The sequence below is a fragment of the Mesorhizobium sp. M0060 genome, assembly GCF_040323155.1.
Taxonomy (GTDB): domain Bacteria; phylum Pseudomonadota; class Alphaproteobacteria; order Rhizobiales; family Rhizobiaceae; genus Mesorhizobium.
Genome location: NZ_JAMYUP010000106.1, coordinates 1 through 10,527 on the forward strand (window position 1 = coordinate 1; position 10,527 = coordinate 10,527).

The following is a 10,527-nucleotide window of genomic DNA, read 5'->3' on the forward strand; positions in this document are numbered from 1 at the left end:
CCCCCCCGCCCGGCGGGGGCGCGCCCCACCCTACCCCCCCCTAAACCCGCCCCCCCCCCAAACGCCCCCCGGGGCCGGGTCCCGGCCCCCGCCACATCTGTCGGATCAAAGCACGACCGCAGGCAAAACCGAATTCCACCTTTGCCGACCGTGCTTCAAATTGCCGTTACTCGGCGGCTGCCTTCTCAGGCAGCTTCACCGAACCGCCGGCCTTTTCGATCTTCTCGACCGCGGCCTTGGAAGCACCGGCAACGTCGAAGGCAAGCTTGGCCTTGATGTCGCCGTCCGAGAGGATGCGCACGCCGTCCTTGACGCGACGGATGACGCCGGCCGCAACCAGCGCCTCGGCCGTCACAACTGTCTTAGCGTCGAGCTTCTTGGCATCGAGCGCGGCCTGGATGCGGGCCAGCGACACGACGGTGAAGCTCTTGGCGAAGATATTGTTGAAGCCGCGCTTCGGCAGGCGGCGGTAGAGCGGCATCTGGCCACCCTCGAAGCCGTTGACGGCGACGCCGGAGCGCGCCTTCTGGCCCTTGACGCCGCGACCGGCGGTCTTGCCCGAACCGGAACCGATGCCACGGCCAAGACGCTTCTTGGAATGCGTCGCGCCGTCCTTGTCACGCAGATCGTTGAGTTTCATCTGGGTTCTCCTGCGCTCTGGTTCAGCCCTCGTCCACGACGCGGACGAGATGCTGGACGGCAGCGATCATGCCGCGCACGGAGGGCGTATCCTCCAGCGTGCGCTGCTTGTGCATCTTGTTGAGGCCGAGGCCGACCAGCGTCGCGCGCTGCTCCTTCGGCCGGCGGATCGGCGAACCGATCTGCTCGACGGTGATGGTCTTGGTTGCTTTCTTGGCCATGGTCAGATCCCTGGTCAGCGTCGACTATTCTTCAGCCGCAACGGCGGTGCCGCGGCGGGCCTGAAGGGTCGAATACTTGATACCGCGCGCAGCAGCCACATCCTTCGGATGCATCTGGCTCTTCAGCGCGTCGAAAGTGGCGCGAACCATGTTGTAGGGGTTCGACGAACCCATCGACTTGGCGACCACGTCATGCATGCCGAGCGTCTCGAAGACGGCGCGCATCGGGCCGCCGGCGATGATGCCGGTACCTTGCTTGGCGGCGCGCAGCAGAACGCGTCCCGCGCCCCAGCGTCCCTCGACGTCATGGTGCAGCGTGCGGCCCGAGCGCAGCGGCACGAAGATCATGTCGCGCTTGGCCGATTCGGTCGCCTTGCGGATCGCTTCCGGCACTTCGCGCGCCTTGCCGTGACCGAAGCCGACGCGGCCCTTCTGGTCGCCGACGACGACGAGTGCTGCAAAGCCGAAGCGCCGGCCGCCCTTGACGACCTTGGCGACACGGTTGATGTGGACGAGCTTGTCGACCATCCCGTCGTCGCGCTCTTCGCGATCACGGCCGCGGCCGCCATCCCTACGTTCCTGTGCCATATCCTGTTCCTTGTTTTTTTCCGGAAGCACGGTTGATGATGAGATCCGGCGCCTCTGTGGGTCGCCGGGGGCGAAAACTATTTTTCCTTCGCATGATCTTATCCGAAAAGTCTGCAACTTTTTGCTGCCCTGACCTTCGGTTCGGGATCATGCTTTAGAAGCTCAGACCACCTTCACGGGCAGCCTCGGCCAGCGCCTTGACGCGGCCGTGATAGATGTAGGCGCCACGGTCGAAGACGACTTCCTTGACGCCGGCCTTCGAGGCGCGCTCGGCGATCAGCTTGCCGATCGCAGCTGCGGCCGCGGTGTCGGCGCCGGTCTTGAGCGAACCCTTGAGCTCCTTCTCGAGCGTCGAAGCAGCGGCGATGGTGTGGCCCTTGGCGTCATCGATCACCTGGACGTAGATGTTCTTCGACGTGCGGTGGACCGACAAGCGCGGACGATCGCCGGCGACCTTCTTGATTTGGCGGCGGACGCGCTGAGCGCGGCGTTGGGTGGATTCTTTCGAGCCCATGATATCAGTTCCTTGCCTTCAAAAAACGGGGGCCGCCATATGCGGTAGGCGAAGCGCCTCCCGCGACCGCTCCCCGCGGCGTTAAAATTACTTCTTCTTGCCTTCCTTGCGGACGATCTTCTCGCCAGCATAGCGGACACCCTTGCCCTTGTAGGGCTCGGGGCTGCGATACTCGCGGATCTCGGCGGCAACCTGTCCGACCTGCTGCTTGTCGATGCCGATCACAGTGATTTCCGTCGGCTTCGGCACCGAAATCGTCACGCCCTGCGGCGTTTCGTAGACGACGTCATGGCTGAAGCCGAGCGCCAGCTGCAGGTTCTTGCCCTGCATGGCGGCACGATAGCCGACGCCGGTGATCTCGAGTTTCTTTTCGAAGCCGTCCTTGACGCCCTGCAGGATATTGACGATCTGCGTGCGCGACATGCCCCATTTGGAGCGGGCGGTCTTGGTCTGGTCGCGCGGCTGGACAGCGATCTCGCTGCCTTCCATTTTGACCAGCACTTCGTCGTTCACCACGAACTTCAGCTCGCCCTTGGGGCCCTTCGCCGTCACGGTCTGGCCGTTGACGGTCGCGGTCACGCCCTGCGGCAGCGAAACGGGTTTCTTTCCAATACGAGACATTTTGTTGTCCTCGTCACTTCTCTTGTTTCAGGTCTCGGTTTTCGGGACTTGATCCCGAAAACCGGATTCCAACTGGGGTCACACGTCAGATCAGAAGATCTGGCAGAGGATTTCCCCGCCGACATTCTGTTCGCGCGCTTCGTGGTCGGCCATCACGCCCTTCGGCGTCGAAAGGATGGCGATGCCGAGGCCGTTGGCGACGTGCGGGATCGACTTGGCCGAAACGTAGACGCGGCGGCCCGGCTTCGAGACACGGGCGATTTCGCGCACCACCGGCGCACCGTCGAAATACTTCAGCTCGATCTCGATTTCGGACTTGCCGTTGTCGAAGTCGGTCTGGCTGTAATCGCGGATATAGCCTTCAGCCTTCAGCACGTCGAGGACGCGGGTACGCAGGCGCGAGGCCGGCGTCGAAACGCTCGACTTCTTGCGGCCATACGCGTTGCGGATGCGGGTCAGCATATCGCCGAGAGGATCGCTCAATGACATGTTATGTCCTCCTTACCAGCTCGACTTGACCAGGCCCGGGATCTGGCCGTTATTGCCGAGATCACGAAGCGCGATGCGCGATACTTTGAGCTTGCGATAATAGGCACGCGGACGTCCGGTGACTTCGCAGCGGTTGCGGATGCGGGTCTTGGCCGAGTTGCGCGGCATCGCCGAAAGTTTCAGCTGGGCGCGGAAGCGCTCTTCCATCGGCTTGGACTGATCCATGATGATCGCCTTGAGCACCTTGCGCTTGGCAGCGAACTGGTCCGCAAGCTTGCGACGCCTGTTGTTTTTCTCGACTGAGCTGGTCTTTGCCATTTCAGATTTTTCCTTTTCTCGCTGCCGTTACTGGCGGAAGGGGAAGTTGAAGGCCTTGAGCAATGCCCTGGCTTCGTCGTCCGTCTTCGCAGTCGTACAAACGATGACGTCCATGCCCCAGATCTGATCAACCTTGTCGTAGTTGATCTCCGGAAACACGATGTGTTCCTTGATGCCCATGGCATAGTTGCCACGGCCATCAAAGCTCTTCGGGTTGAGCCCGCGGAAGTCGCGGACGCGCGGCAGTGCGATGTTCACGAGACGATCGAGGAACTCGTACATGCGTTCCTTGCGCAGCGTGACCTTGGCGCCGATCGGCATCTTTTCGCGGACTTTGAAGCCGGCGATCGAGTTGCGGGCGCGGGTGACGACGGCCTTCTGGCCGGCGATCATCGCAAGGTCTTCCGCCGCGATCGAAGGCTTCTTCGAATCGCCGGTCGCCTCGCCGACGCCCATGTTCAGCACGATCTTGTCGATGCGCGGAACCTGCATCTCGTTCTCGTAGCCGAACTGCTCCTGCAGCGCCTTGCGAATGGTCTCGTTGTAGACCTGCTTGAGGCGCGGCGTGTTCTGGGCAGTTGCCTGCTTGGTTTGAGCCTTAGCCATTGATGACTTCTCCCGAGCGCTTGGCGACGCGCACCTTCTTGCCGTCCTTCTGGAAGATGAAGCCGACGCGGGTCGGCTTGCCATCCTTGGGGTCGGCCAGCGCGATGTTCGACAGCTGGATCGGCGCTTCCTTGGTGATGATCCCGCCCTCTTGGGACTGGGACTGCTTCTGGTGACGACGGATCAGGTTGACGCCGCGCACCAGCGCGGTGTCGTCCTTCGGCTGTACCGAGAGGACTTCGCCCGAACGGCCCTTGTCCTTGCCGGCCAGCACGACGACCTTGTCGCCTTTTCTAATCTTTTGCATTGGTCCAGCTCCTTACAGCACTTCAGGCGCGAGCGAGATGATCTTCATGTGGTTCTTGGCGCGGAGTTCGCGCGGAACCGGTCCGAAGATACGCGTGCCGATCGGCTCTTTCTTGTTGTCGACGAGAACGGCTGCGTTCTTGTCGAAACGGATCACGCTGCCGTCCGGGCGGCGGATGTCCTTGGCCGTGCGAACCACGACCGCCTTCATCACATCGCCCTTCTTGACGCGGCCGCGCGGGATGGCTTCCTTGATCGACACCACGATGATGTCGCCCACGGAAGCGTATTTCCGCTTCGAGCCGCCCAGCACCTTGATGCACATGACACGACGGGCGCCGGAATTATCCGCGACGTCGAGGTTTGTTTGCATCTGAATCATGACTGGCCGCCTTCTTCTTTTCTAACGGGATGGGTTTCTCACCCTTCCCCGGTCTGTCCAAAATTCGTTTTCGTTCGCCCTGATCAGGCCTGGTCCGAAGACACCACGACCCAGCGCTTGTCCTTGGAAATCGGCTTCGATTCCTGGATGAACACCTGATCGCCGACCTTGTGGGCGTTGTTCTCGTCGTGCGCCTTGTACTTCTTGGTCATGCGCACGGTCTTCTTCATCACGGGATGCGTGAAGCGCCGTTCGACCTTGACGACAACCGTCTTCTCGTTCTTGTCGCTGACGACGGTGCCCTGCAGAATGCGCTTTGGCATGGTTTTCGTCCTTAAGCCTTCTTAGCCGCGGACTTTTCCGCAGCGATGGTCTTGATACGCGCAATGTCCTTGCGGACCTGCCTCACGCGCGCGGTCTTCTCGAGCTGGCCGGTGGCCTTCTGGAAGCGCAGGTTGAACTGCTCCTTCTTCAGGCTGGCCAGATCGTCGGTCAGCTGGTCCTGGGTCTTGGTCCGGATGTCTTCGGCTTTCATGATCAGCCCGTCCTTATTCTGCGATGCGCTGTACGAAGCGCGTCCTGACCGAGAGCTTGGCCGCGCCGAGACGCAGCGCCTCACGGGCGGTTTCCTCGTTGACACCGTCGATCTCGAACATGATGCGACCCGGCTTGACGCGCGCCGCCCAGTAATCGACCGCGCCCTTGCCCTTGCCCATGCGGACTTCGGTCGGCTTCGACGTCACCGGCACGTCCGGGAAGATACGGATCCAGACGCGGCCGGCGCGCTTCATCTCGCGGGTGATCGCGCGGCGGGCCGCCTCAATCTCGCGTGCGGTGACGCGGTTCGGCTCAAGCGCCTTCAGCCCGAAACCACCGAAATCCAGGTTGGTGCCGCCCTTGGCGGTACCGTGGATGCGGCCCTTGAACTGCTTGCGGAATTTTGTGCGCTTTGGCTGCAGCATCGTTCTAACTCCAAATTCCTAACTGTCTTACGCGTTTTCGCGACGGCGACCGCGTTCGCGCTCACCACCACCGCCATGCGCATGATCGCCCTCGGTGGCGCGGCGCTCCGAAGCCATCGGGTCGTGTTCGAGGATCTCGCCCTTGAACACCCAGACCTTGACGCCGCAGATGCCGTACGCCGTATGCGCCTCGGCCGTGCCGTAGTCGACGTCGGCGCGTAGCGTATGCAGCGGCACGCGGCCTTCGCGGTACCATTCCATGCGCGCGATCTCGGCGCCGCCGAGACGGCCGGCGCAGTTGATGCGGATGCCTTCGGCACCGAGGCGCATCGCCGACTGGACGGCGCGCTTCATGGCGCGGCGGAACGCGATGCGGCGCTCGAGCTGCTGGGCGATCGACTGGGCGACCAGGGTCGCGTCGATCTCCGGCTTGCGCACTTCGACGATGTTCAGATGCGTCTCGGACTTCGTCATCTCCATCAGCTTCTTGCGAAGCTTCTCGATGTCGGCGCCCTTCTTGCCGATGATCAGGCCCGGACGCGCCGCATGGATGGTGACGCGGCACTTCTTGTGCGGACGCTCGATCACGACCTTCGAGATCGCAGCCTGCTTGAGTTCCTTCTCAAGATATTTGCGGATCTTGATGTCCTCGTGCAGCAGCTTGCCGTACTCGCCGGTGTTCGCGAACCAGCGCGAATCCCAGGTACGGTTGATGCCGAGACGCAGACCGATCGGATTGACTTTCTGGCCCATTATGCGGCCTCCCCTTTTTCTTCGACTTCACGAACAACGATCGTGAGGTGCGAGAACGGCTTCTCGATACGGCTGGCGCGACCACGGCCACGGGCATGGAACCGCTTCATGACGATCGACTTGCCGACATAGGCTTCCGCCACGATCAGCGCATCGACATCGAGGTCGTGGTTGTTTTCCGCGTTGGCGATCGCCGATTCCAGCGTCTTCTTGACCGTGCCGGAAATCCGCTTGGCCGAGAATTCGAGGTCGGAAAGCGCTGTCGCGACCTTCTTGCCGCGGATCAGCGCGGCAACCAGGTTCAGCTTCTGCGGGCTGATACGGATCGTGCGCAACACGGCGCGCGCTTCGTTGTCAGCAAGCCTGCGCGGAGCTTTGGCCTTGCCCATGATTATTTCCTCTTCGCCTTCTTATCCGCGCCGTGACCGTAATAGGTCCGGGTCGGAGCGAATTCACCGAACTTGTGACCGACCATGTCCTCGTTCACCGAGACGGGAACGTGCTTTTGGCCGTTGTAGACACCGAAGGTGAAGCCGACGAACTGCGGCAGGATGGTGGAGCGGCGGCTCCACATCTTGATCACCTCATTGCGACCACCTTCACGAACCTTGTCCACCTTCTTCAGAAGGTAGCCGTCGATGAAGGGGCCTTTCCAAATCGAACGAGTCACTTGGCGTTACCTCTTCTTAGCTCTTGCGCTGATGGCGCGAGCGCAGGATGAACTTGTCGGTCGCCTTGTTGGACCGCGTCTTCTTGCCCTTGGTCGGCTTGCCCCAGGGCGAAACCGGATGGCGGCCACCCGAGGTGCGGCCTTCGCCGCCGCCATGCGGATGGTCGACCGGGTTCATGGTCACACCGCGATTGTGCGGACGTTTGCCACGCCACACGGTGCGGCCAGCCTTGCCGTCATTGATGTTGCCGTGGTCCGGGTTGGACACGGCACCGACGGTGGCCATGCAAGAGCCGTGAACGACACGCTGCTCACCCGAGTTGAGGCGCAGGATCGCCATGCCCTGGTCGCGGCCGACAAGCTGGCCATAGCCACCGGCCGAACGAGCGACCTGAGCGCCCTTGCCGGGCTTCAGCTCGATATTGTGGACGATCGTGCCGACCGGCATCGAAGCCAGCGGCATCGCGTTACCCGGCTTCACGTCGACCGATTCGCCGGCCACGATCTTGTCGCCGGGAGCCAGACGCTGCGGGGCGATGATGTAGGACAACTCGCCATCGTCATACTTGATCAGCGCGATGAAGGCGGTGCGGTTCGGATCGTATTCGATACGCTCGACCGTGCCGACGACGTCGAACTTGCGGCGCTTGAAGTCGATGATGCGGTACGTGCGCTTGTGACCACCACCGATGAAGCGGGCCGTGATACGGCCGTAATTGTTGCGGCCGCCCGATTTGGTCAGGCCTTCGGTCAGGCCCTTGACGGGCTTGCCCTTATAGAGGCCCGAACGGTCGACGATGACCAGCTGGCGGGTGCTCGGAGTTACCGGGTTGAATTTTTTCAGTGCCATCGTTCTGTCCTCGCGACCTTGCTCAGAGACCCGTCGCGACGTCGATCGACTGGCCTTCGGCCAGCGTCACAATCGCCTTCTTGACGTCGCTCTGGCGGCCGATCGTGCCGCGGAAGCGCTTGATCTTGCCCTTGCGGACAAGCGTGTTCACGGCCGTCACTTTGACCCCGAACAGCGCTTCGACGGCGGCCTTGATTTCCGGCTTCGATGCCTTTTTGGCTACGTTGAAGACGACCTGGTTCTGCTCGGAAGCCATGGTCGACTTTTCGGTGATCGCCGGCGAGACGATCACGTCGTAATGACGAAGGTCGGTCATTTGAAGCGCTCCTCGAGAGCCTCGACGGCGGCCTTGGAAAGGACCAGCGTGCCGCGGCGCAGAATGTCGTAGACGTTGATGCCCTGAATGGGCAGCACGTCGATGTTCGGGATGTTGGTCGCCGCCAGCTTGAAATTCTTGTCAAGCTCGGCGCCGCCGATCACCAGGGCGTTGCTCAGGCCCAGCGTCGCAAAATTCGCGATCAGCGCCTTGGTCTTGGCCTCGGTCAGCTTCAGCTCGTCGATGATGATGATCGACGCGCTCTTGGCTTTGGCCGAGAGGGCATGCTTGAGGCCGAGCGCACGCACTTTCTTCGGCAGATCGTGCTCGTGGCTGCGCACGACCGGGCCGTGGGCCTTGCCACCGCCGCGGAACTGCGGAGCGCGAGCCGAATGGTGACGGGCGCGGCCCGTACCCTTCTGCTTGTACATCTTGGCGCCGGTGCGGGCGATTTCCGCGCGACCCTTGGCCTTGTGTGTGCCCTGCTGCTTCTTGGCAAGCTGCCAGCGCACGACGCGCTGCAGGATGTCCTCGCGCGGATCAAGGCCGAAAATCTCTTCGGAGAGCTTCAGCTTGCCGGCGTCCTTGCCGCCAAGCGTCGTAATCTTGAGATCCATTATTCCGCTCCCTCTGTGGCCGGGGCCTCGTTCGTGGCGGCACCATCGGTCGCAACGGCGCGGATCGCAGCGGGCTTCGGCGCATTGGCCGGTAGCGCCACCTTGGCCGCGTCGCGGACCAGGATCCATGCACCCTTCGAACCCGGGACCGCACCGCGGATCAGGATCAGGCCGCGATCGGCGTCGGTCGAGACGACCTCGACATTCTGTGTGGTGACGCGGGTGTCGCCCATGTGGCCGGCCATATGCTTGCCCTTGAACACCTTGCCCGGATCCTGGCGCTGGCCGGTCGAGCCGTGTGTACGGTGCGACACCGAGTTGCCGTGCGTCGCGCGGCCGCCACCCATGTGGTGCCGCTTGATGACGCCTTGGAAACCCTTGCCGATCGTGGTTCCCGTCACATCGACCTTCTGGCCGACGACGAAATGCTCGACGGTGATCTCGGCGCCGACATCGATCATGTTGTCGGCGGAGACGCGGAACTCGGCAACCTTGGCCTTGGGCTCGACGGAAGCGGTCGCGAAATGGCCGCGCATCGCCTTCGACGTGTTCTTCACCTTGGCAAGGCCAACGCCGAGCTGGACGGCGGTATAGCCGTTCTTCTCCTGCGTGCGCTGCGCCACGACCTGGCAGTTCTCCATCTGGAGAACAGTGACGGGAACATGTTCCCCGGCATCGTTGTAGATGCGGGTCATTCCCACCTTCTTTGCAATCACACCTGAACGCATCGGTTCAATTCCTTTAGAGTTCCCTGTCGGGGCTGTCGCCCCTCCACGCCTCTTGTTCCTTCAGAGTTCCGGGTCGCCCCGCTGACCTCTGGTTCCTTAGAGCTTGATCTCGACGTCGACACCGGCGGCCAGGTCGAGCTTCATCAAAGCGTCGACCGTCTGCGGGGTCGGGTCGACGATGTCGAGCAGACGCTTGTGCGTGCGCATCTCGAACTGCTCGCGGCTCTTCTTGTCGACGTGAGGCGACCGGTTGACCGTGAACTTTTCGATCCGCGTCGGCAGCGGAATGGGGCCGCGGACGTTGGCGCCGGTGCGCTTGGCGGTCGACACGATTTCCCGTGTCGAGGCGTCGAGCACCCGGTGATCAAACGCCTTCAGGCGGATGCGGATATTCTGTCCGTTCATGCGTCACTTCCTTGTTCTGGCGCGGCGCGGGCAGCGCCCGCGACAGATCGGTTTAAGTCCAAATTACTCTTTGATGGTGACGACGATGCCGGCACCGACGGTGCGGCCGCCTTCACGGATGGCGAAGCGCAGCTTCTCTTCCATGGCGATCGGCACGATCAGCTCGACATCGACCGTGATGTTGTCGCCCGGCATCACCATCTCGGTGCCTTCCGGCAGCGACACGATGCCGGTCACGTCCGTCGTGCGGAAATAGAACTGCGGACGATAGTTGGTGAAGAATGGCGTGTGACGGCCGCCTTCGTCCTTGGTCAGGATGTAGGCTTCGGCCACGAACTTCTTGTGCGGCTTGACGGTGCCCGGCTTGGCCAGAACCTGGCCGCGCTCGACGCCTTCACGGTCGACACCGCGCAGCAGCGCGCCGATGTTGTCGCCGGCTTGGCCCTGGTCGAGCAGCTTGCGGAACATCTCGACGCCCGTGCAGGTCGTCTTGGTGGTCGGACGGATGCCGATGATCTCCAGCTCCTCGCCGACCTTGACGA

Annotated in this window: 22 protein-coding genes; all 22 read right to left on the minus strand. The window is 62.3% G+C overall.

From position 1 onward, the window contains the following. Positions 1–166: 166 nt before the first annotated feature. The gene (gene rplO / locus NKJ94_RS36035; RefSeq protein WP_023717522.1) at positions 167–640 is read right to left on the minus strand and encodes a 50S ribosomal protein L15; all 474 of its coding nucleotides are present in this window, start codon (positions 638–640) and stop codon (positions 167–169) included. Positions 641–662: 22 nt separating this feature from the next. Beyond that, a complete protein-coding gene (gene rpmD / locus NKJ94_RS36040; RefSeq protein WP_006205449.1) occupies positions 663–860 on the minus strand; it encodes a 50S ribosomal protein L30 in 198 nt (65 codons plus the stop codon). A gap of 24 nt (positions 861–884) precedes the next feature. Beyond that, positions 885–1,448 (minus strand): 30S ribosomal protein S5, encoded by a 564-nt coding sequence (gene rpsE, locus NKJ94_RS36045; RefSeq protein ID WP_006333394.1) that lies wholly within the window; start codon positions 1,446–1,448, stop codon positions 885–887. A gap of 154 nt (positions 1,449–1,602) precedes the next feature. Next, positions 1,603–1,962 (minus strand): 50S ribosomal protein L18, encoded by a 360-nt coding sequence (rplR, locus tag NKJ94_RS36050; RefSeq protein ID WP_023675132.1) that lies wholly within the window; start codon positions 1,960–1,962, stop codon positions 1,603–1,605. An 87-nt stretch (positions 1,963–2,049) separates the two neighbouring features. After that, the gene (rplF, locus tag NKJ94_RS36055) at positions 2,050–2,583 is read right to left on the minus strand and encodes a 50S ribosomal protein L6 (protein ID WP_352532392.1); all 534 of its coding nucleotides are present in this window, start codon (positions 2,581–2,583) and stop codon (positions 2,050–2,052) included. Between the two features lie 90 nt (positions 2,584–2,673). After that, positions 2,674–3,072 carry a 30S ribosomal protein S8 gene (gene rpsH / locus NKJ94_RS36060; protein ID WP_006205453.1) on the minus strand — a complete coding sequence of 133 codons (399 nt, stop codon included), beginning with the start codon at positions 3,070–3,072 and terminating at the stop codon, positions 2,674–2,676. A 12-nt stretch (positions 3,073–3,084) separates the two neighbouring features. After that, positions 3,085–3,390: a 30S ribosomal protein S14 gene (rpsN, locus tag NKJ94_RS36065; RefSeq protein WP_352532394.1), complete on the minus strand. Its 306-nt coding sequence runs from the start codon at positions 3,388–3,390 to the stop codon at positions 3,085–3,087. A 27-nt stretch (positions 3,391–3,417) separates the two neighbouring features. Continuing rightward, positions 3,418–3,996 (minus strand): 50S ribosomal protein L5, encoded by a 579-nt coding sequence (gene rplE, locus NKJ94_RS36070; protein ID WP_008875670.1) that lies wholly within the window; start codon positions 3,994–3,996, stop codon positions 3,418–3,420. Then, on the minus strand, positions 3,989–4,303 hold the full coding sequence (gene rplX / locus NKJ94_RS36075; protein ID WP_254817150.1) for a 50S ribosomal protein L24: 315 nt from the start codon (positions 4,301–4,303) through the stop codon (positions 3,989–3,991). Before rplX ends, rplE begins: the two co-directional genes overlap by 8 nt. 12 nt (positions 4,304–4,315) lie before the next feature. Further along, on the minus strand, positions 4,316–4,684 hold the full coding sequence (gene rplN / locus NKJ94_RS36080) for a 50S ribosomal protein L14 (protein ID WP_006205457.1): 369 nt from the start codon (positions 4,682–4,684) through the stop codon (positions 4,316–4,318). Between the two features lie 83 nt (positions 4,685–4,767). Continuing rightward, positions 4,768–5,007 carry a 30S ribosomal protein S17 gene (gene rpsQ, locus NKJ94_RS36085; protein ID WP_023675136.1) on the minus strand — a complete coding sequence of 80 codons (240 nt, stop codon included), beginning with the start codon at positions 5,005–5,007 and terminating at the stop codon, positions 4,768–4,770. 11 nt (positions 5,008–5,018) lie between these two features. Then, a complete protein-coding gene (gene rpmC / locus NKJ94_RS36090) occupies positions 5,019–5,219 on the minus strand; it encodes a 50S ribosomal protein L29 (protein WP_006205459.1) in 201 nt (66 codons plus the stop codon). A gap of 13 nt (positions 5,220–5,232) precedes the next feature. Further along, positions 5,233–5,646 (minus strand): 50S ribosomal protein L16, encoded by a 414-nt coding sequence (gene rplP, locus NKJ94_RS36095; RefSeq protein ID WP_006205460.1) that lies wholly within the window; start codon positions 5,644–5,646, stop codon positions 5,233–5,235. 27 nt (positions 5,647–5,673) lie between these two features. Further along, on the minus strand, positions 5,674–6,399 hold the full coding sequence (gene rpsC, locus NKJ94_RS36100) for a 30S ribosomal protein S3 (protein ID WP_095488567.1): 726 nt from the start codon (positions 6,397–6,399) through the stop codon (positions 5,674–5,676). Then, entirely contained in the window at positions 6,399–6,788 is a 390-nt protein-coding gene (rplV, locus tag NKJ94_RS36105) for a 50S ribosomal protein L22 (RefSeq protein ID WP_006205462.1), read from the minus strand. Before rplV ends, rpsC begins: the two co-directional genes overlap by 1 nt. A gap of 2 nt (positions 6,789–6,790) precedes the next feature. Continuing rightward, positions 6,791–7,069 carry a 30S ribosomal protein S19 gene (gene rpsS / locus NKJ94_RS36110; RefSeq protein WP_006205463.1) on the minus strand — a complete coding sequence of 93 codons (279 nt, stop codon included), beginning with the start codon at positions 7,067–7,069 and terminating at the stop codon, positions 6,791–6,793. Positions 7,070–7,085: 16 nt separating this feature from the next. Next, positions 7,086–7,919 carry a 50S ribosomal protein L2 gene (rplB, locus tag NKJ94_RS36115; protein ID WP_023675138.1) on the minus strand — a complete coding sequence of 278 codons (834 nt, stop codon included), beginning with the start codon at positions 7,917–7,919 and terminating at the stop codon, positions 7,086–7,088. A 22-nt stretch (positions 7,920–7,941) separates the two neighbouring features. Next, a complete protein-coding gene (locus NKJ94_RS36120) occupies positions 7,942–8,235 on the minus strand; it encodes a 50S ribosomal protein L23 (RefSeq protein ID WP_027026959.1) in 294 nt (97 codons plus the stop codon). Beyond that, the gene (gene rplD / locus NKJ94_RS36125) at positions 8,232–8,852 is read right to left on the minus strand and encodes a 50S ribosomal protein L4 (protein ID WP_023675140.1); all 621 of its coding nucleotides are present in this window, start codon (positions 8,850–8,852) and stop codon (positions 8,232–8,234) included. Before rplD ends, NKJ94_RS36120 begins: the two co-directional genes overlap by 4 nt. Next, complete coding sequence (rplC, locus tag NKJ94_RS36130; RefSeq protein WP_023675141.1) at positions 8,852–9,580, minus strand: 50S ribosomal protein L3; 729 nt, start codon at positions 9,578–9,580, stop codon at positions 8,852–8,854. Before rplC ends, rplD begins: the two co-directional genes overlap by 1 nt. A gap of 96 nt (positions 9,581–9,676) precedes the next feature. Further along, complete coding sequence (gene rpsJ / locus NKJ94_RS36135; protein WP_006205468.1) at positions 9,677–9,985, minus strand: 30S ribosomal protein S10; 309 nt, start codon at positions 9,983–9,985, stop codon at positions 9,677–9,679. A gap of 63 nt (positions 9,986–10,048) precedes the next feature. Continuing rightward, the coding region (locus tag NKJ94_RS36140; RefSeq protein ID WP_352532397.1) for an EF-Tu C-terminal domain-related protein at positions 10,049–10,527 on the minus strand (479 nt) is incomplete at its 5' end.